Consider the following 19,591-nt stretch of genomic DNA (forward strand, 5'->3'; position numbering starts at 1 on the left):
GGCAGTCCGGATGCGTAGACAGGGCGTTTGAAACCGAACCATGGCGTTGGCGGCAAAACTACAGCTACGACAGTCCCAGTCGCTGGTGATGACGCCGCAACTCATGCAGTCGATACGGCTGCTGCAGTTCACCCACATCGAGCTGGAACGCTTCATCGACGACGAGATCGAGCGCAATCCTCTGCTCGAGCGCGCCGAGCCGCAGGACGATGCCGTCAGCGACCAGGCGCAGAAGATCGACGTCGCGCCGGAAACGGCCCCCGGCGGCGACTGGTTCGAGACGGAAACGGCGTGGAGTGCCGAGGCGATCTCGGAAAAGCTCGATACTTCGCTGGAAAACCTGTTTCCCGACGATCCCGGCACCAGCGAGCGGCTCGGTCCCGACCTGACGGCCCAATGGAAGTCGGCCTCCGGCAATGGTTCCGCGTCCTCGTCCGACGGCTTCGACGTCGCAGACATGGCGGCCGCCGCCATCACGCTGCGCGAGCATGTCGGCGAACAGGTCGCGCTTGCCTTCGCTGACCCGGCAGCACGACTGATCGCCAGCGAACTGGCCGATGGCCTCGACGAGGCCGGCTATATGCGCGCCGACATGGCCGAGATCGCCGCCCGTCTCGGCACCGACAAAACAGCAGTGACGAATGCGCTCGCTGTCTGCCAAACGTTCGAGCCGGCCGGCATCTTTGCCCGCGACCTCGCCGAATGCCTGTCGCTGCAGCTCGCCGTGCGCGACCGGCTCGACCCGGCGATGAAGGCTTTGATTGCCAATCTCGAGCTCCTGGCGCGGCGAGATTTCCAGACCCTGAAACGGATTTGTGGGGTCGACGAGGAGGATCTGCTCGACATGCTGGCCGAGATACGTGCGCTCGATCCGCGCCCAGGGATGGCGTTTTCGGGCGGCGCCAGCGACGCGATCGTCGCCGATGTCGAAGTGCGGGCGGCCAATGACGGGAGCTGGGTGATCGAACTCAACTCTGAAACGCTGCCGCGCGTGCTGGTCGACCATATCTATTTCGCCCAGGTTTCACCGCATGCGAAGAACCAGACGGAAAAGGATTTCCTGGCGGAATGCCTGCAGAATGCCAACTGGCTGACGCGTAGCCTCGACCAGCGGGCGAAGACCATCCTCAAGGTCGCCTCGGAAATCGTGCGCCAGCAAGACGCTTTCCTCGTCCATGGCGTGCGTCACCTGAAGCCGCTCAACCTGCGCACGGTGGCCGATGCCATCGGCATGCACGAATCGACCGTCAGCCGGGTCACCGCCAACAAATACATGCTGACGCCGCGCGGCGTGTTCGAACTGCGCTATTTCTTCACCGCCTCGATCGCTTCGTCGGGTGGCGGCGACGCGCATTCGTCGGAGGCGGTGCGCGACCGCATCAAGCAGTTGATCGACGAGGAGAAAACCGTCGACGTGCTTTCCGACGACGCGATTGTGGATATGTTGCGGGAAAGCGGCGTCGATATCGCCAGGCGCACGGTCGCCAAGTATCGGGAGGGCATGAATATTCCCTCGTCGGTGCAGAGGCGGCGTGAAAAACGCGCCTTGGCCAGCGCCGGGCGGTGATCTCCGACGGAATTTCCACAGCTTTTGCGCTTCATTGACAAGCCGCAACGAAGTGGCTAGAAGCCCGCCCGCATGAGACGGGCTACTGCCCGCATGCGGATGGTCCGTCACGACGTTGGCCACGGGACGGTCAAAGAAGGCGGCTTGTGATCAACCGGAAAGTTCGGATTTAAAATCGGCGCAAGTGACGCCGCAAAGCTTGTGCGCACAGATCACGGGTATAAACTCGGGACAGTTTGAAGCCTGAGCAAGGAAGGTCAGTTTTCAGATGACACTGCGCATATCAGGAAAACACATGGATATCGGCGATGCGTTCCGTACGCGCATCAACGACCGTGTCGGGGAAGTGATCGGGAAATATTTCGATCGGGGCTTTTCAGGTCAAATCGTAGTCGTCAAATCGGGATCGCGCTACACGGCCGATTGCATGATCCGGCTGGATTCCGGCGCTTCGCTGCAGGCGACCGGTGAAGCCCAGGACCCGACGCTCGCTTTCGAGGCCTCGGCGGATCGCCTTGAAACCCGCCTTCGACGCTACAAGCGTCGGCTGAAGTCACATAATTTAGGCAATGCCAATGGCGAGCTCACCGACATCGCCTATACGGTGATGGCGCCGCTTGCCGACGACGATGAGGAAATACCGGAGAATTTCGCGCCAGCCATCGTTGCCGAATCAACCATGACGCTGCGGACCATGTCGGTGGCGTCAGCCGTGATCGAGCTCGACACCAAGGACACCCCGGTCCTCGTCTTTCGCAATGCCGGAAACGAGCATCTCAATATCGTCTATCGTCGGCCGGACGGAAATATCGGCTGGATCGACCCATCTACGACCAAAGTCGCGCAGGGATGACGACCCAGGGTCGCACAGAGATGACGACCCAGGATCGCACAGAGATGACGGCCAAGGCCGCACTGGGATAAGGAACCAGCCGCACGCGAGAGTGAGGACTGGCGACGGCAGGCGAACAAGGGATTTCAAGTATGGATCTGAGCGATCTTATCAACGTTCCGGCGATTTTGCCGGCGTTGAAGGCGAACTCCAAGAAGCAACTGCTGCAAATGCTGTCCGAAAGGGCGGCGGCGATTTCCGGCATTCCGGAACGGGAGGTGTTCGACACCATCCTGCAGCGTGAACGGCTGGGCTCGACCGGTGTCGGCAACGGCATCGCCATTCCGCATGGCAAGCTGGCCGGGGTGAAGCGGATCGCCGGCGTTTTCGCACGGCTGGAGACGCCGGTCGATTTCGAGGCGCTGGACGACCAGCCGGTCGATCTGGTGTTCCTGCTTTTGGCGCCCGAAGGCGCCGGCGCCGATCACCTCAAGGCGCTGTCGCGTATCGCGCGGGTGCTGCGCGACGCCGACACGGTGGCCAAGATCAGGGGCACCCGCGACGCCGCAGCGATCCACGCGCTTTTATCGGATACACAGGCCTCGCACGCGGCCTGAGCTTTTTTTGATCAGATCCGTTGAAGGGCCGCCGTGGGCGGCCCTGTCCGTTCCAACCAGATCGCTGTGCCGTATTGTTAATTTAGTGGATGGCGACGGGGGTCAGGTCGTTTTCCAGGGCGCCGGCCAGCGCCCGGTCGCGAGCGTCCGAAAGCAGGATCGGCTGGCCATTGGCGGCAAACAGGGCCCACAGTTCCAGGCCGGGCGCGATTTCGCCGAGGCCCGGGAAACGGCCGCGCAGATCGTCGCTCGACACTTTCCTGAGATAGGCGACCGTGCCTTCGCCGAGATGGGCGAATTCGCCGCTGGTCATGATGAGATTTTCGTCAGTTCTGGTCATTTAAGCCTCCTTGTCGCGAGGACGCCGCTCAAGGCCGCCTCGCATGAGAGCCATCGGTGAAGATCAGTCTTTCACCGATATGTTTATTTTCCGTACCAGCCGTTCGGACTCGGGCCGATCGAGATCGATCGACAAAAGGCCGTTCTTCAGCTCCGCCGCGATCACCCGCATGCCGTCGGCCAGCACGAAACAGCGCTGGAACTGGCGCGCGGCAATGCCGCGATGAAGAAATTCGCGCTCGGTATCGTCGTTCTGACGGCCGCGCACGACCAACTGGTTTTCCTCCGTGGTCACATCGAGATCGTTTTCAGCGAAACCGGCGACAGCGAGCGTGATACGCAGCCTTTCGGCCTTGCCGTCGGCACCGCTGAGGCGCTCGATGTTATAGGGAGGGTAGCTGTCACCCGACTTCGCCAGACGTTCCAGGGTCTTTTCCATGGCGTCGAAACCCAGAAGAAGCGGGCTGGAGAAAGGCGTCATTCGGCTCATGTTACACTGTCCTCTCAAGAGCGACATAAAGCGGAAAAACCCGGATGGCATTTTTCCCGATGGTCTTGATATGGTCCGCCCCGCGGTCAAGTTCAAGCCGTCGAAAGCCCCGCCCAAAAAGACTCCCCAAACAAGGAATTGAAATGCCCCAATCCCGCAAGATCATCATCGACACGGATCCCGGCCAGGATGATGCCGTCGCCATATTGCTGGCGCTTGGCAGCGCCGAGCTGGAGATCGTCGGTATGACCGCCGTTGCCGGCAACGTGCCGCTGAGGCTCACCGAAAAGAATGCACGCAAGATCTGCGAACTGGCCGGCAGGCCTGAGATCAAGGTCTATGCGGGCGCCATCCGGCCGCTGGCGCGCGAACTGGTCACCGCCGAGGAGGTGCATGGCGAGACCGGCCTCAACGGACCGCAATTGCCCGAGCCAACAATGAAGCTGCAGGACCAGTATGCGGTCGATTTCATCGTCGAGACACTGATGAAGGAAGAGAGCGGCACGATCACGCTCTGCGCGCTCGGACCGCTCACCAACATCGCGCTGGCGCTGATCCGCGAGCCGAAGATCGCGCCGCGCATCAAGGAAATCGTGCTGATGGGCGGCGGCTTCTTCGAAGGCGGCAATGTCACCCCGACCGCCGAATTCAACATCTATGTCGACCCGCATGCCGCCGATGTCGTGTTCAAATCCGGCACCCCGATCGTCATGATGCCGCTCGACGTCACCCATAAGGCGCTGACCACGGCCAAGCGCACTCAAGCCTTCCGCAAGCTCGGCACCAGGGTCGGCACGGCCACGGCGGAGATGCTGGAGTTCTTCGAGCGCTTCGACGAGGAGAAATACGGCACCGATGGTGGACCGCTGCACGACCCCTGCGTCATCGCCTATCTGTTGAAGCCGGAGCTGTTCAGCGGCCGCAACTGCAACGTCACCGTGGAAACCGCCTCCGAGCTCACCATGGGCATGACCGTGATCGACTGGTGGGGCGTGACCAAGCGGCCGAAGAACGCCATGGTGATGCGGGACATCGACCATGATGCGTTTTTCGCGCTGCTGCTGGAAAGGCTGGGGCGGCTGTGAAAGCCTCCTTCTCCCCGTTCACGGGGAGAAGTCCCGGCAGGGGGATGAGGGGCGGCGCACCCGTCGGTATTTTTGCTTGCAACCTTGGAGCTGCCCCTCACCCGGTCGCTGCGCGACCACCCTCTCCCCGTAAACGGGGCGAGGGAAGGGCTCTCACTTCGCCTTTGAAAACGCCAGCCACAACCCGCCGCCAACCAGGAAACTGCCGCTGATCCGCGACAGCAGCTTGACGCGGCCGGCCGACAACAGGCGTCCGGCGCGGCCGGCGGCGAGCGCGAAGGTCGAATCCGACACGGCGGCGAAGATCAGGGCGGTGAGACCCATGACGACGATCTGCAATGTGTAGTTGCCTTCAGGGGCGATGAACTGCGGAAAGAAGGCGCCGAAGAACACCAGCGTCTTGGGATTGCTGATCGCTACCAGCAGGCCCTGCAGGAAGAAGCCGCCGCGCGGCGTCTTCGCCGATCCGTCGGCGTTCAGCTTGCCCTTCGAGCGGAACATCTGCACGCCCATCCAGATCAGATAGGCGGCGCCGATCAGCCTGACCCACTCGAACCAATGGCCCATGCCCGCGATCAATGAGGTCAATCCGATGCCGACAATGGCGATCATGATGGCCAGCCCGGCCTGTGTGCCGGCGACGTTGGCGAGGCCGGCGCGGGAGCCATGGCGGATGCTGTTGGCGATGATCAGCGTGACCGTCGGTCCGGGCACCAGGACAATGACGATGCAGGCAACGACATAGGTAGCGTAGAGTTCCAGCGACATGGTTTTCCTCGACAATATACGGCTTTGCGACGCGGCCGACCGTGATCAATGCATGACAGCAACGACGGTGCAAGCCGGCAGCATATGTCGCTGGCAGCCTTGACCTGGATTTAGGCTCCGGCCGGCCACGGCAGCGTCACCTCGTAGGCCGCCGCTGCTCTCAGCACGGCCATGTCGCCGCGCGGCCGCCCGATCAATTGCATGCCCATCGGCCTGCCTCTGGCATCGAAGCCCGCCGGTACGTTGACCGCAGGGCAGCCGCCCAGCGTGGCGAGCGCTGAAACCTGCATCCAGCGGTGATAGCTGTCCATGGCACGCCCGGCCACTTGTGTCGGCCAGTGGGTGGAGACTTCGAAGGGGAAGACCTGCGCGGTCGGCAGCGCAATGAGGTCGAAGCGGTCGAAGAGCGACAGCAGGGTTTTGTGCCACGACGAGCGCCTCACCGTGGCAGCGTGGATCTGCGGCGCCGTGAGGCGCAGCGCATGTTCCACCTCCCACACGGCCTCCGGCTTCAGAAGACTGCGTTTCAAGGGATCGTCGTAATGCGCCTTGAGCGCACAACCGCTGCTCGCCTGGCGCAGCGTCACAAAGGCCTGCCATAGCGCTTCGAAGTCGAAATCCGGCACCAGCGCTTCGGTCTGAAAGGATATGTTGGCGAAGCGGCCGAGAGCGGCCTCGCAAAGATCAAGGATGCCGGGTTCAACCGGCAGATGGCCGCCAAGATCGCCGAACCAGGCGATGCGGCCGCCGGCCGCCGCCGTTTGCAGCCCTTCGAGGAACGAGCCGTGCTTGTGATGTGAGAGCGGCGCGCGAGGGTCGTAGCCGGCCTGCTCGTCTAGCAGCAGCGCCATGTCGCGCACGCTGCGGCCCATCGGCCCTTCGACGCCCATCTGTGCGTGAAAGACGTCGAGGTCCGGGCCCGCCGGGACCAGTCCTTGCGACGGGCGAAAGCCAAAGACATTGTTGTAGGCGGCCGGGTTGCGCAGCGAGCCGCCAAAGTCGCTGCCGTCGGCGACAGGCACCATGTCGAGCGCCAGCGCGACCGCCGCGCCGCCGCTCGAACCGCCGGCGGTCAAGGCTGGGTCGAAAGCGTTGAGCGTCGGGCCGAACACGGCGTTGTAAGTGTTGGAGCCAAGCCCGAATTCGGGAACATTGGTCTTGCCAATGATGATGGCGCCGGCCTTGCGGACGCGTTCGACGAAGAAATCATCCTCTTGCGGCACGAAATCGGCGAAGATCGGCGAGCCGAAGCTGGTCCTGAGGCCCTTGGTCTGCGCGAGATCCTTGATGGCGATTGGCAGGCCGAACAGGGGGCCGGAATGCCCTGCATGCGCCAGATGGGCGTCTGCCTGATCGGCCTCGCGCAAGATGTCGGCACGGTCGCGCAGCGAGACGATGGCGTTGACCAGCGGATTCACTGCGTCGATCCGGTCGAGGAATGCCGTCACCACCTCGCGGACGGAAAGCTGACGGCGCCGGATCGCGCCGGCAAGGTCCACGGCGGACAGGCGGCAGATATCGCCGGCAGGCGGCACGGCGTGTTTTGTGGCAGGACGCATGGCTCTCACCTAGCTGGCGGATTTTTGTAGCGCCGCGTCGACTTCCTTCGCCTGCGGGATCGACGGCTGGGCGCCGGGCTTCAGGCAAGCGAGCGAACCAGCGGCTGCAGCACGGGCGAGCGCTTGTTCGAGCAGCAGGCCGGACGACAGGCCGGCGGCGAAATAGCCGCAAAACGTGTCGCCGGCGCCGACCGTGTCGACCGGAGTGATCTTCAGCGCCGGAACCATCAGAAGATCGGCTGGCGTGGCAGCCAGAACGCCGTCACCGCCGAGCGTGACGACGATTGTGCGGCCGGTCTTCCCGGCGTAATCGCGCATCCGCGCCGGGCGATCGCGACCGCTCAGCGACAGCGCCTCGCCATAGAGATCGAATTCGGTTTCGTTGGCGACGACATAGTCGGCCTTGCCGAGGAAGGCGGTCGCCTCTGCACGGAAGGGTGCCGTGTTGAGCACGGTGATCGCGCCTGCCGCCCGTGCCGCGTCCAGTGCGGCATCGACGGTGTGCAGCGGGATCTCCTGCTGCAAGAGCACGACATCGCCCTTTTTCATGAAAGCCTTGGAAAGATCGCCCGTCACGACCGAATCATTGGCGCCCGGCACCACGGCAATGACGTTCTCGCCGTCGTCGGCGACCATGATCAATGCCGTGCCGGTCGAGGCGAATGTTTCACCGACACCAGACAGGTCGATCTTGCCGTCCCGCAGCAGCGCCAGCGCTTCAGTGGCGAAGTTGTCCTTGCCGACGGCGCCGACCATGCGCACCTTGGCGCCGGCGCGTGCGGCGGCCAGCGCCTGGTTGGCGCCCTTGCCGCCAGGTGCGGTGGTGAAGCCGGAGCCCCGAACCGTCTCACCCGGTGCGGGCAAGCGGTCGACATTGGCGATAAGGTCGAGGTTGATCGAGCCGACAACGATTATCAAGTGGTGCCTCCCTGCTGACTGCGCGGGAAGCTAGCCCGGAAGACAGCTGCTTTCCAGAGCGGGCAGTCATTTCGCGGGTTAACGAAAAACACCGGCGAAAGCGTCTCGCCGGTGTCGCAAGGTCTGTTTGGGTATCAGCGCACGAGGCCGTGAACTATTTCAAGGCGCGACCTGTCCCGCTTCCCAGCCAAGGATGGCGCGTTTGCGGGTCAGGCCCCAGTGGTAGCCGGTGAGCGCGCCGGACTTGCCGAGAGCCCGGTGGCACGGCACCACGAACGACATCGGATTGGCACCGACCGCGGCACCCACCGCCCGGCTGGCGCTCGGTGCGCCGATGCGGGCGGCGATCGAGGAATAGGTGCAGGCCTTGCCCATCGGGATGCGCAGCAGGGCTTCCCAGACGCGAACCTGGAAGTCGGTGCCGATCATGACGACGCGCAGCGGCTGGTCGGCGCGCCACAGCGCCGGATCGAAGACGCGCGCGGCATAGGGCGCCGTCGCAGCCATGTCCTCGACATAGTTTGCGTTCGGCCAGCGGCTGGACATGTCGGCGAAGGCCGCACGCTCGCCGCCGGCATCGTTGAAGGCGAGGCCGGCAAGCCCGCGGTCGGTGACCATGATCAGGGCGATGCCGAATGGCGAGATATGATAGCCGTAGCGGATCGTCAGCCCGGCGCCGCGCGTCTTGTAGTCGCCCGGCGACATCGCCTCGTGGGTGACGAAAAGGTCGTGCAACCGTCCGGGACCTGACATGCCGACCTCGAAAGAAGCTTCGAGCAGCGGCATGCCGGAATCGAGCAGTTTGCGCGCGTGGTCGAGCGTGACGGCCTGCAAGAAGGCCTTGGGCGACAGGCCGGCCCAGCGGGTGAACAGCTTCTGCAGCCCGGTCGGCGTCTCGCCAACCTCCTCGGCCAGTATTTCGAGCGACGGCTGGTCACGGTAGTCAAGGCTGATCTTCTCGATCGCGCGCCGAACAACTTCGTAGTCACCGCCTTCGGGCGTGATGTCTTTCTTCAGAATAGCGGTCTGTGCGTTCATAGGACTGTCTCCTTGACGCGAATATCGTCCTTCGCGGCGCCGATCACCACCCGAAACTTGCCTTCTTTCCGCACATCCCCAGATAGAGTTGGCTTCGGGAAAGGAGCCGATGATGGCTGGCGAAAAGGTGCATCTCACCAAGGAGAAGGAGACGCTGCTGATCACCGTCTATCGCAAGGCACCGGAGAACCGGTTGCCTCAATCGCTGCTGAAAAATCATTTCGCGGACGAGGCGGTTTCGCTCACATCTAGCGTGCCTTGGCGGTCGCCAGGGCACGCGAAAAGGCTGACGCAAAGCTCTCGCGGTCGTCGGGATTGAGGAAGCCGCCGATCGGCACATTCTGGCCTTGCGCTTCAACCGCCATTCTGGTGATGCCGATCTCGGCGTGGCGGGCGACCGAAAAACGCGCCCAGAACGGATTGAAGCGATGCGCTTCCGATTTTCCTGATGGCGCCGTCTTTCGGATGTCGAGACTGGTGCGTGAGACCGACACCTCCTCGCAGGCGCGGGCGGCACGATAATTGGCGCGAAAGGCGATGTAGACGGCGATGACGTCGAGACCGAGGAAGCCGAACACCGGCCAGGCGCCGCGCGACAGGAAAAACGCTCCGGTGACCAACGAGCCGAACAGCAGAGCGCCCATCAGGATGGCAAAGCCGGTTTTGCCGAGCGACCGATGCGGTATCAGCAACGCCTGGAAGAATGGCTCGTCGGCCTGAAATGAGGCGTTTGTGTCGCTCATGGCGGGATATTATAGGAAGGGGATGGCGAACCCCAAGTCCAAAAATTCCTCCACACCCAAAAACGACCTGCCCCGCGGCCGACGCGACGGCCCAACTGCCAAGCCGCGTGCCCGGCCGGTGCGGTCCCATTCGCTCTACAGCCCGGCCGAGGTGCACGAGATTTTCCGACGCTTTTCCGTTCAGCGGCCCGAGCCGAAGGGCGAGCTCGAACATATCAACGCATTCACGCTGCTGGTGGCAGTGGTGCTTTCGGCACAGGCGACCGACGTCGGCGTCAACAAAGCGACGCGGGCGCTGTTCAAGGTCGCCGACACGCCGCAAAAGATGCTGGCGCTCGGCGAAGCCAAGGTCGGCGACTATATCCGCACCATCGGGCTTTGGCGCAACAAGGCGAAGAACGTCATTGCACTGTCGGAAGCGCTGATCCGCGATCATGGCGGCGAGGTGCCTGATGACCGCGACGAACTGGTCAAGCTGCCGGGCGTCGGACGCAAGACCGCCAATGTCGTGCTCAACATGGCCTTCGGCCAGCATACGATGGCGGTCGACACACACATCTTCCGCATCGGCAACCGGCTCGGGCTGGCGCCCGGCAAGACGCCGGAACAGGTCGAGCAGGGGCTGTTGAGGATCATTCCGGACGAATATATGCGCCACGCCCATCACTGGCTGATCCTGCATGGCCGCTACGTCTGCAAGGCGCGCAAGCCGGATTGTCCGGTCTGCGTCATCGCCGATATCTGCAAGGCTGACGAAAAGACGAACGATGTGCCGGCGCCGCTGGTCGAGATTGCGCCACTCGAACCGGTAGGCGAAATTCAGTAGCCGTAGCCGCGCGCCATCGCCGCCGCGAAGACCGGGATCAGCAGGAAGATGAACGCTTCGGCGCGGACATAAGTTCGAACGGATGCAAGTTGCGCAGCAGGCACCTGGAAGCCGGGGCTGGCCGAGGCCTGCCTGCTCCAGGAGCCGAAGCGGACCGTCGGGACGATCGACAACAGGCCGACGATGACGAAGGTCGCCATCTTTGCCCAGAACACCCAGTTGTAGACGTAAAACTCCCAACCCTTCAGGCCGTAGATGACGCGGGCGATGCCGACGATGATGATCAGCATGGCGATGATGCCATAGTGGCGATCGATGCCGACAAGCCGCCGGAGCGTCGCGGCGGGCAGATCGCCGCGGATCAGGACAAATTCGGCGCCGATGATGCCTGCCAGTGAAAACACCAGCAGATGATGAAAGATGGCAAGCAGAAGGTCGGTGGTATCCATGCCCTTTTCCCTCCGTCGGATGGCACAGCGGACGCTGAATCAGCTGCTGTGAAAAGTAGCACCGCTGGGCAGGATTCACATTGGGCTGGAAGATGATCTGCACAGGCTTTGGCTCTTGTTTGGTGCAGGCGATTTGGATCTCTGTCGCATGTCGTTATCCCCAAAACCGCCGAGCAGTCTTGGGCGACATGCACTAAGCACATAGGCAACCGCAACCGAAGGCATGACACATGGGTAATCCACAGGCGCTCGTCGCTCCCGTCATTGAAACCCCGCGCACCGTGCTGCGGCCGCACCGGCTCGATGATTTCGATGCCTATGTCGCCATGTGGGCCGATCCGGCCGTCACCCGCTTCATCGGCGGCAAGCCGCGCACACGGAAGAAAGCTGGATGCGCTTCCTGCGTCATGCCGGCCTGTGGTCGCTCTTGGGCTACGGCTTTTGGGCGATCGAGGACAAAGCATCCGGCCGCTTCATCGGCGAGGCCGGCTTTCACGATCTGAAGCGCGATATCGTGCCGTCGATCGAGGGCGTTCCGGAGGCCGGCTGGGCGCTGGCTTCGAGCGCACATGGCCAAGGGTTCGCCAGCGAAGTCGTCGGACGGGTTCTCGCCTGGGGCGATGAAGCATTCCGGCGCGCAAGGACTGTCTGCATCATCGATCCGGAAAACACCGGTTCGCTGAACGTTGCGGCAAAATGCGGCTACAGGGAGGTGTTGCGGACCATTTATCACGACAATGCAACGATACTGCTGGAACGGCAGTGTTGAGAGTGCTGCCTGTCATTCCGTGGTTGCGGTCAGGCCGAATCGAGGCTTTCTACGCCTTTCGCTTCAGCACCGGGCCTTCCACTTCGGCCTTGCGGGCAGCCTGTTCGAGCATTGAGGCGTCTTCGCCGAAAGCGCGGGTGGCGCGCGCGGCCGCCTCGAGCAAAGGTTTTTTCATGCGCTGGAGAAAGGCCGCGTCGACGCGCGTGCTCGGGCCGGAAAGCGTCAATGCACCGAGCAAGGTATGCCCTGGCCCGAACACCGGTGCCGAGACGCCCGCCGTCTCGGGGTCGCGATCGCCGACCGACAAACAGTGGTAGGTCTTGCGGATCGTCTCGTAAGGCTCGTCCTGCTGACCGGAAAACGCCGCGAGGACACGGCCGCCCGAACCAGCCAGCAAGGGCAGCACGTCGCCTTCCCGTATGGTGTAGCGGATGGGATGCTTGGACTCGACGCGGTAGAGACAGGTCCGCACGTCGCCCGAGCGGACATAGAAAGCGACGCTTTCCCAGCTTCGCTCGGCCAGATCACGCATGATCGGCAGCAGGATGTCGATCGCCACGACCGAACGCTGGTATAGCGCGCCCAGCCGGAAGGTGGCAGGGCCGACACGGTAGCGGCCGTCGTCGAGACGCTCCAGCAACTGCCCGCGCAATAATGAGTTCGCCAGGCGCAGGATCGTGCTCTTGTAGAGGCCGGTCCGCGCCGCGATTTCGGCTAGGCTGAGCGACCGGTCGGCAGTGGCGAAAGCATCGAGGATAGCGATCGCACGATCGAGCGCGGCAACGCCGGCGGTCGAGGCAGGCTTGGATTGTGTTACGGTCATCTGCTTGACCACGTCGTTCCGTTCCCGTTGGACAGAAGGGGCCGATCGGAGCAACTGTGCCGCACGCAATCAGTTCTGTCTAGTAGAACGTCGTTCCTGTTGACAGAACTAGGCAAAGCCTGCATGAATTTTTGTCGAGCGGGTCTGAATTCAGGCTACGTTGCTGGCAGGCACCGGAGGAGGTGTCGTGATTGGAGGAATCCCCATGCTGAACAGACGCAGATTTTTAATGAGCACCGCTGCTGCCGGCGCCGCCGGTTTCGCGGCGTTGCATCTCTCGCCCGCTTTCGCGCAGGATGCACCGCAGATCCAGATCTTCGTGCCGGCAGCGCCCGGCGGCGGCTGGGACCAGACGGCGCGCACGATGGACCAGGTGCTGCGCAGTGAGAAGCTGATCTCCGGCTCGCAGATCACCAATGTCGGCGGCGCCGGCGGCACGGTCGGCCTTCCGCAGTTCATCAGCCAGTGGAACGGCAAGGGCAATTCGCTGATGGTTGCCGGCATGGTCATGGTTGGCGCCATCATCGCCAACAAATCGGCCAACAATCTCACCGAAGTCACGCCGATCGCCCGCCTCACCGGCGAGTTCGAGGCGCTTGTGGTGCCGGCGGCCTCGCCGTTCAAGACAGCAGCGGATTTCGTCGCCGCCCTCAAAGCCGATCCGACCAAGGTCCCGGTGGCTGGCGGTTCGGCCGGCGGCTCGGACCACATATTGTTCGGCCTTATCGCGAAGACGGCCGGTGTTCCGGCAGCCAACCTCTCCTATGTGCCGTTCGCCGGCGGCGGCGAGGCGCTGTCGGCGCTTCTCGGCAACCAGGTCGCGGCCGGTATCTCCGGCTATGGTGAGTTCTCCGAACAGGTCAAGGCAGGCGCGCTTCGGCTGCTCGCCATTTCCGCGGACAAGCCACAGGAAGGCATCGACGCACCGACGCTGAAGGAAGCCGGCATCGATGTCGAACTGTTCAACTGGCGCGGCGTCTTCGCACCGCCGGGCGTTTCCGACGCCGACAAGGCGGCGATGATCACGCTGGTCGAGACCATGGCCAAAAGCGATGCCTGGGCCACCGAATGCAAGAACCGCAACTGGACGCAAATCCTGCTCACCGGCGACGACTATGCGAAATTTCTCGCCGAAGACACGACCAGGATCGCGGCCATCCTCAAGGACCTCGGCCTTGCCTGATACCCTCGGAAGGGGGTGGCCTGCGCCGCCCCTTTCCGATGTTCGCCAGCCGCATGGACATACGATCCAGCGCGGGTGAAACTGCGGTGAGGTCGGCTGTGGGAGACCGGCTATCCAGGGAGGACGATCATGAGCACCAGCGACCAGCAGGCGGCGCGGCCGCGCCTTGCCGCGCCCGAATTGCTGATCGGCATCGGGCTCCTCGCTTGCGCCGGCGCGGTAGCCTGGCAGACGCTGTCGATTCCGGTGTCGCCGCTCTACTCCAAGGTCGGCCCGACCGTCTTTCCCTACATCACCATGGTCGGCATGACGATCCTTTCCCTCCTGCTGATCGTCGCCGCCCTGCGGGGCGGCTGGCAGCCGGAGGAAGAAAAGGAAACGCCAACCGACTGGAAGGCGATGGGCATCGTCGCCGTCGGACTGGTCGCGAACCTTGTGCTGATCCAGCCGCTTGGCTTTACCGCGGCCTCGGTGATCATGTTCGTTCTCATCTGCCATGGGTTCGGCAGCAGACATCCGCTGCGTGATGTGATGCTCGGCCTTATCCTGGCGCTTGCCGCCTATTTCGGCTTCGCCAGGGCTCTCGGCGTCAATATCGGCGCCGGCTTCATCGAGAACCAGCTGAACACGGTTCTCGATGCGACTATCCGTATGTTGAGGGCGTGACGCATGGAAACGCTTGGCCATCTCGCGCATGGATTTTCGGTCGCTTTTACGCCGGTCAATCTCATGTGGTGCCTGCTCGGCACGACGCTGGGGACCGCGATCGGCGTGCTGCCCGGCCTCGGACCGGCGCTGACCATCGCCCTGCTTTTGCCGATCACCTATCAGGTGGCGCCGGAAGCGTCTTTCATCCTGTTTGCCGGCATCTATTACGGCGCCATGTATGGCGGTTCGACGACATCGATCCTGCTCAACACGCCGGGCGAAAGTGCTACCATCGTCACCGCGCTGGAAGGCAACAGGATGGCCCGTTCCGGCCGCGGCGGCGCTGCGCTTGCCACCTCGGCGATCGGCTCCTTCGTCGCCGGCACGCTCGGCACGCTGGGCGTCGCCTTCCTGGCCCCGGTCGTGGTCAAATTCGCGCTGTCTTTCGGCCCGGCCGAATATTTTTCGCTGATGGTGCTGGCGTTCATCACGGTTTCGGCGGTGCTCGGCTCGTCGTCGGTGCGTGGCCTCACGAGTCTGTTCGTCGGCTTCGTCATCGGCCTAGTCGGCGTCGACCTGCAGACCGGCCAGCCGCGCTTCACCTTCGGCATGAGCCAGTTGCTCGACGGCGTCGACGTGATCGTCGTCGCCGTCGGCCTCTTTGCGGTCGGCGAGACGCTCTACATGGCCTCGCGCCGCTATGCCGGCAAGGACGAGATCGTGCCGCTGAGGGGATCGCTCTACATGACCGCCGCCGAATGGGCACGCTCGTGGAAGGCTTGGCTGCGCGGCACCCTGCTCGGCTTCCCGATCGGCGCCCTGCCGGCCGGCGGCGCCGAGATCCCGACGTTCCTGTCCTATGCGATCGAGAAGAAGCTCTCCAAACACAAGGAGGAGTTCGGCACGGTCGGCGCCATCGAAGGCGTTGCCGGACCGGAAGCCGCCAACAACGCATCGGCTGCCGGCGTGCTGGTGCCGATGCTGACGCTCGGCCTGCCGACCTCGGCGACGGCCGCGATCATGCTGTCGGCCTTCCAGAGCTATGGCATCAATCCCGGGCCGATGCTGTTCATGACGCAGGCCAATCTGGTCTGGGGGCTGATCGCCAGCCTGTTCATCGCCAATGTCATCCTCGTCATCCTCAACCTGCCGCTGATCGGTCTGTGGGTGCGGCTGCTGAAAATCCCGGCGCCGCAGCTCTATGCCGGCATCCTGGTGTTCGCCACGGTCGGCACCTACGGCATTTCTCAGTCGCCGACCGACCTCGTCATCCTCTATCTGCTCGGCGGGGCCGGATTCCTGATGCGGCGCTTCGATTTCCCGACGGCGCCGGTCATCATCGGCATGATCCTCTGGCCGCTCGCCGAAGCGCAGTTCCGCCGGGCGATGACCATCTCGAATGGCGACTGGTCGGTGTTCTACAAGCATCCGCTGTCGCTGACACTGCTGACGCTGGCGTTCATCGGGCTGATTGGGCCGCATATCTGGGCCTACGTCGAGCGCAGGCGCAGGCGTGGGCCGGAGCATGTGCCGGGCGATGCCTGACCTGTTTGTGACATCATGACCGATCTGCTGTCCGGTGTCCGCGTCCTCGACCTGACCAATGTTCTGGCAGGTCCTTACTGCGCCTATCAGCTCGCGCTGCTCGGGGCGGACGTGATCAAGGTCGAGGCGCCGCAAGGCGGCGATCTGGCGCGCCAGCTCGGCGGCTCGCCGGAGCTCAACAGTGCCGGAATGGGCGCTTCGTTCCTGGCGCAGAACGCGGGCAAACGATCGGTGGTGCTTGATCTCAAAAAAGAGGCCGATCGCGAACGCTTCCTCGATCTGGTCGCCTCCGCCGACGCTCTGGTCGAGAATTTCCGCCCCGGCGTGATGGACCGGCTGGGGCTTGGCTACAAGAAGCTGAAAGAGGTCCGCCCCAGCCTGGTTTATTGCGCGATTTCGGGTTTTGGACAGACCGGGCCGATGCGCGACAATCCGGCCTACGACCAGATCATACAGGGACTGTCCGGCATCATGAGTATCACCGGCACGCCGGAGACCGCGCCGCTGCGTGTCGGCTATCCCGTTGCCGACACGTTGGGCGGACTGGTTGGTGCCTTTGCCATCACTGCTGCACTTGTGAAGCAGAAGACGACAGGCGAAGGCGCTTTTCTCGACGTGTCGATGCTCGAATGCACGCTTTCCGCACTGGGCTGGCCGGTCTCCAACTATCTGACGGCTGATGTTGAGCCGCAGCCGATGGGCAATGAGAACATGACGGCGGCACCTTCTGGAACGTTTCGCACCGGCGATGGCTTGCTCAACATCGCTGCCAACAAGCAGGAGCAATTCGTGGCGCTCTGCCGGCTGATCGGGCTGCCCGATCTGGCGTCGGACCCACGCTTTGCCGAGCGCGAGACGCGCAAGCGCAACCGCATCGCCTTGAAGGCGCTGATCGAGGATGCCCTGGCGAGCGGCTCGGCCGCGGGCTGGGAGGAGACGTTCAATCGTGCAGGCGTGCCGGCGGGCAGGGTGCTGACGATCCCGCAGGTGCTGGCCGAGCAGCAAGTGATCGGGCGCGACATGACCACCCGTTTCGATGGCATGCCGAACATCGACCGGCCGCTGACCGTCGTGCGCGGCGGGTTCTTGGTTGATGGCGCAGCACCCTTGCCGACCAAGCCGCCGCCGACGCTGGGCGAGCATATGGAGGAGGTGTTTGCCGGCTTGCCGCCCCGCGTCAAGAAAAGAGCGCAGGCATGAGCGACGCGAGACCATGAGCAACGTTGGGAAAAAAACCGGCCGCGAGCGCGGCGAGGAATGGTGGCAGACCGATATCATCGAAATGCGCCCCGGCGTGATCCGGCTGCGCGGCTATGAGATCCAGGACCTGATCGGCCGCGTCAGTTTTCCGGCGATGATCTGGCTGATGCTGCGTGGCGAACTGCCTGGTGAGGAGCAGGCGGCGCTGCTCGGCATCGCGCTCGGTGCTGCCGTCGATCACGGGCCGCAGGCGCCGTCGATCGCCATTGCCCGGATGGCTGCTACCTGCGGCGTCGGCATCAACAGCGCCATGGCCTCAGCCATTAATGTGCTCGGCGACGTGCATGGCGGAGCTGGCGAGCAGGCGCTTGCCTTCTACGGCGACATCGCCGCGGCACTGGACGGAGGCATGACGCTTGCCGATGCTGTCACGGCGCGGCTTGATCGCTTCTTTGCCGAAGAAAAATCCTATGTGCCGGGGCTTGGCCATCGCTTCCATCCGGTCGATCCGCGGGCGCCGCGCCTCATCGAGTTGACCCGAGATTTTGCCGCGCGCGGCATCATCAGCGGACGTTTCGCCGACATCGCCGAGGCTGTTGAGGCCGAGGTCGCGCGGCGCAAGGGCAAGAAAATCCCGCTCAACATCGACGGCGCCACCGCCGTCATCTATGGCGAGCTCGGCTTTCCGCCGCCGCTGACGCGCGGCCTTTTCGTGCTGTCGCGCTCGGTCGGCATTCTGGCGCATGCGTGGGAGCAGTCGCAGCAGAGCGACCGCAACAAGGGGCCGCTGCCGCGCGAATGGTTGTGGGCCTATGCCGGCACGCCGGTCCGGCCTTTCCCTCAGGGAGACGACGATTCCAAATGAGGCCCCGGTTCAAGCGGGCGCAGGTTGGGGAACCTTCAAGTTCTTCAGCAGCGTTGAAAGGTCGGGCTCGTCGATAAGCACTGCTGCGTCTTCCGGCGTCAGCCATGCTCGCTGCCGTCTGTTGGCTTCCTGCCAGTTGGGCAGATCCTCGGTCACCGCCAGCAGATAGACGGTGACGTCGACGCGAACGAAGCGGTTTGTCAGCCGCTTCCAGTAGGAATAGGTGCCGGCCGGCTGCTTCAGCGTCTTGCCGAGGACGCCGGCTTCCTCCTGCGCTTCGATGGTGGCTGCCTTGCGCCCACTCTTGCCCTTCATCGGCCAGCCCTTGGGCACGATAAAGCGCCTTGTCGATATCGAGGTGACCAGCATCACCTCAACGTCCCCGTGTTCGCTCAGCCGAAAAGGAATAGCCGCGACCTGACGGACCCGCTCCCCCTTCCTTGCCTTGCGTACGGCCTTCTTCTTGGTGGCTGCCATTCCCGACGATCCAATCAGGGCAGTGCCCAAGCACAAAGGCACGTTGCGAAATCAAAACCGCCTTCGATGCTACTTCAAGTAGAGCGGTGTTCAAGGCTATAAGTCGGCTAAATAAATGAAAAGTACCGGCTCATCAGCGGCAGGTGCTGATAAAGCGGCTGCCCGACCGTCGCAACTGGCACGTAGGCTGCATCTGCTGCACATCTGGCCGTTGCGGCGCGACCTCGCGATCCTGGGCACGGAACTGCTGTTGCTGCTGCTGATATTGCTGGCGCCGCAGCCTGTTCTCGAGCACCTGCAATTCGTTTTGCCGGACCAGCGCGTTGCGGTCGGCGGGGTTGAGGACCTGTGCCAAGGCGGCCGGACTTGCGCCCGGCAAGATCGCTGTTGCCAGCAATGCCGACGTGAAAATCGTTGAAAGACGAGACTGCGACATCCGTTCATTCCCGCGCGGAGGAGACACCCTCCTAATATAGGATGTCTGCGTGGCGATGCCATCGCCAAGGCCCCGATCGTAGTGGAATCGATGCGCCTGCCGCCAGGACATTATATTCGTAATCTCTAATATTTCGGCAGGCCGATTGAAGCATTGCCGTCATATGACGACTATGAAACGTCAGACGTTTTGGCCAGTGTCCTTCACGCAACACTTCGATTCCATCAAGCGCAAGTTCAACAATTCGAATTCCATTGGGCAGAAGTTAATGTATTCTAATCAAGCCAGCGCTTCACAACGAATTGGGAGCGCTGGCCTTAATGCGTTGAGTTCTATTACGAATATCCAGCATTTTTTACTGCCTGAGTAGATGTGGCGGCAGCGGCGGATCCAAGTAGGGATTGGGAACGTCGC

The 19,591-nt window shown here is 63.1% G+C and carries 21 protein-coding genes and 1 pseudogene; 11 read left to right on the forward strand and 11 right to left on the reverse strand.

The features are described 5' to 3' along the window. Positions 1 to 40 precede the first annotated feature (40 nt). The 3 genes from rpoN (at position 41) to ptsN (ending at position 3,016) form a co-directional block, all read left to right on the forward strand. Positions 41 to 1,567: an RNA polymerase factor sigma-54 gene (gene rpoN / locus CIT25_RS27815; RefSeq protein ID WP_095488397.1), complete on the forward strand. Its 1,527-nt coding sequence runs from the start codon at positions 41 to 43 to the stop codon at positions 1,565 to 1,567. 268 nt (positions 1,568 to 1,835) lie between these two features. After that, on the forward strand, positions 1,836 to 2,420 hold the full coding sequence (gene hpf / locus CIT25_RS27820) for a ribosome hibernation-promoting factor, HPF/YfiA family (RefSeq protein WP_095488399.1): 585 nt from the start codon (positions 1,836 to 1,838) through the stop codon (positions 2,418 to 2,420). Between the two features lie 131 nt (positions 2,421 to 2,551). Then, a complete protein-coding gene (gene ptsN / locus CIT25_RS27825; RefSeq protein WP_095488401.1) occupies positions 2,552 to 3,016 on the forward strand; it encodes a PTS IIA-like nitrogen regulatory protein PtsN in 465 nt (154 codons plus the stop codon). An 82-nt stretch (positions 3,017 to 3,098) separates the two neighbouring features. Here ptsN and CIT25_RS27830 read toward each other — a convergent pair whose 3' ends face one another. Continuing rightward, the gene (locus CIT25_RS27830) at positions 3,099 to 3,356 is read right to left on the reverse strand and encodes a BQ00720 family protein (protein WP_095488403.1); all 258 of its coding nucleotides are present in this window, start codon (positions 3,354 to 3,356) and stop codon (positions 3,099 to 3,101) included. A 63-nt stretch (positions 3,357 to 3,419) separates the two neighbouring features. After that, on the reverse strand, positions 3,420 to 3,845 hold the full coding sequence (locus tag CIT25_RS27835; protein WP_023797450.1) for an Hsp20 family protein: 426 nt from the start codon (positions 3,843 to 3,845) through the stop codon (positions 3,420 to 3,422). A 143-nt stretch (positions 3,846 to 3,988) separates the two neighbouring features. Here CIT25_RS27835 and CIT25_RS27840 point away from each other — a divergent pair, with 143 nt between their 5' ends. Further along, a complete protein-coding gene (locus CIT25_RS27840; protein WP_095488405.1) occupies positions 3,989 to 4,930 on the forward strand; it encodes a nucleoside hydrolase in 942 nt (313 codons plus the stop codon). A gap of 153 nt (positions 4,931 to 5,083) precedes the next feature. On the opposite strand, the gene CIT25_RS27845 is transcribed toward CIT25_RS27840, so the two are convergent. From CIT25_RS27845 to CIT25_RS27870, 5 genes are all read right to left on the reverse strand, one after another. After that, positions 5,084 to 5,698 carry a LysE family translocator gene (locus CIT25_RS27845; RefSeq protein WP_095488407.1) on the reverse strand — a complete coding sequence of 205 codons (615 nt, stop codon included), beginning with the start codon at positions 5,696 to 5,698 and terminating at the stop codon, positions 5,084 to 5,086. Positions 5,699 to 5,808: 110 nt separating this feature from the next. Further along, positions 5,809 to 7,257, reverse strand: a complete 1,449-nt coding sequence (locus CIT25_RS27850; protein WP_095488409.1) for an amidase — start codon at positions 7,255 to 7,257, stop codon at positions 5,809 to 5,811. A gap of 9 nt (positions 7,258 to 7,266) precedes the next feature. Further along, entirely contained in the window at positions 7,267 to 8,175 is a 909-nt protein-coding gene (locus CIT25_RS27855) for a ribokinase (protein ID WP_095488411.1), read from the reverse strand. A 159-nt stretch (positions 8,176 to 8,334) separates the two neighbouring features. Continuing rightward, positions 8,335 to 9,213: a methylated-DNA--[protein]-cysteine S-methyltransferase gene (locus CIT25_RS27860; protein WP_095488413.1), complete on the reverse strand. Its 879-nt coding sequence runs from the start codon at positions 9,211 to 9,213 to the stop codon at positions 8,335 to 8,337. A 248-nt stretch (positions 9,214 to 9,461) separates the two neighbouring features. Continuing rightward, positions 9,462 to 9,956: a DUF2244 domain-containing protein gene (locus CIT25_RS27870; protein WP_095488415.1), complete on the reverse strand. Its 495-nt coding sequence runs from the start codon at positions 9,954 to 9,956 to the stop codon at positions 9,462 to 9,464. Positions 9,957 to 9,978: 22 nt separating this feature from the next. Here CIT25_RS27870 and nth point away from each other — a divergent pair, with 22 nt between their 5' ends. Continuing rightward, positions 9,979 to 10,782, forward strand: a complete 804-nt coding sequence (gene nth / locus CIT25_RS27875; protein ID WP_095488417.1) for an endonuclease III — start codon at positions 9,979 to 9,981, stop codon at positions 10,780 to 10,782. Here nth and CIT25_RS27880 read toward each other — a convergent pair. Continuing rightward, positions 10,776 to 11,231, reverse strand: a complete 456-nt coding sequence (locus CIT25_RS27880; RefSeq protein ID WP_095488419.1) for a DUF2214 family protein — start codon at positions 11,229 to 11,231, stop codon at positions 10,776 to 10,778. The genes nth and CIT25_RS27880 overlap by 7 nt on opposite strands. A 230-nt stretch (positions 11,232 to 11,461) precedes the next feature. Between CIT25_RS27880 and CIT25_RS27885 the strand changes: the two are divergent. After that, positions 11,462 to 12,000 (forward strand): annotated as a pseudogene (locus CIT25_RS27885) (GNAT family N-acetyltransferase). 49 nt (positions 12,001 to 12,049) lie between these two features. Here the strand turns inward: CIT25_RS27885 and CIT25_RS27890 are convergent. Continuing rightward, positions 12,050 to 12,823 carry an IclR family transcriptional regulator gene (locus CIT25_RS27890; RefSeq protein WP_095488476.1) on the reverse strand — a complete coding sequence of 258 codons (774 nt, stop codon included), beginning with the start codon at positions 12,821 to 12,823 and terminating at the stop codon, positions 12,050 to 12,052. 205 nt (positions 12,824 to 13,028) lie between these two features. On the opposite strand from CIT25_RS27890, the gene CIT25_RS27895 reads away from it, so the two are divergent. The 5 genes from CIT25_RS27895 (at position 13,029) to CIT25_RS27915 (ending at position 18,264) form a co-directional block, all read left to right on the forward strand. Continuing rightward, complete coding sequence (locus CIT25_RS27895) at positions 13,029 to 14,006, forward strand: Bug family tripartite tricarboxylate transporter substrate binding protein (RefSeq protein ID WP_095488421.1); 978 nt, start codon at positions 13,029 to 13,031, stop codon at positions 14,004 to 14,006. 129 nt (positions 14,007 to 14,135) lie between these two features. Further along, positions 14,136 to 14,672 (forward strand): tripartite tricarboxylate transporter TctB family protein, encoded by a 537-nt coding sequence (locus tag CIT25_RS27900; protein WP_095488423.1) that lies wholly within the window; start codon positions 14,136 to 14,138, stop codon positions 14,670 to 14,672. Between the two features lie 3 nt (positions 14,673 to 14,675). After that, positions 14,676 to 16,199 carry a tripartite tricarboxylate transporter permease gene (locus tag CIT25_RS27905; protein WP_095488425.1) on the forward strand — a complete coding sequence of 508 codons (1,524 nt, stop codon included), beginning with the start codon at positions 14,676 to 14,678 and terminating at the stop codon, positions 16,197 to 16,199. Between the two features lie 15 nt (positions 16,200 to 16,214). Next, complete coding sequence (locus CIT25_RS27910; RefSeq protein WP_095488427.1) at positions 16,215 to 17,399, forward strand: CaiB/BaiF CoA transferase family protein; 1,185 nt, start codon at positions 16,215 to 16,217, stop codon at positions 17,397 to 17,399. 13 nt (positions 17,400 to 17,412) lie between these two features. Beyond that, positions 17,413 to 18,264, forward strand: coding sequence for a citryl-CoA lyase (locus CIT25_RS27915; RefSeq protein WP_095488429.1), 852 nt, complete (start codon positions 17,413 to 17,415; stop codon positions 18,262 to 18,264). Between the two features lie 9 nt (positions 18,265 to 18,273). Here the strand turns inward: CIT25_RS27915 and CIT25_RS27920 are convergent, their stop codons facing one another. Both CIT25_RS27920 and CIT25_RS27925 read right to left on the reverse strand, forming a co-directional pair. Further along, the gene (locus tag CIT25_RS27920) at positions 18,274 to 18,741 is read right to left on the reverse strand and encodes an NUDIX hydrolase (RefSeq protein ID WP_095488431.1); all 468 of its coding nucleotides are present in this window, start codon (positions 18,739 to 18,741) and stop codon (positions 18,274 to 18,276) included. Positions 18,742 to 18,874: 133 nt separating this feature from the next. After that, a complete protein-coding gene (locus CIT25_RS27925; protein WP_337124228.1) occupies positions 18,875 to 19,288 on the reverse strand; it encodes a hypothetical protein in 414 nt (137 codons plus the stop codon). Positions 19,289 to 19,591 lie beyond the last annotated feature (303 nt).

Origin of the sequence: Mesorhizobium mediterraneum (assembly GCF_002284565.1) — a bacterium.
Taxonomy (GTDB): domain Bacteria; phylum Pseudomonadota; class Alphaproteobacteria; order Rhizobiales; family Rhizobiaceae; genus Mesorhizobium; species Mesorhizobium mediterraneum.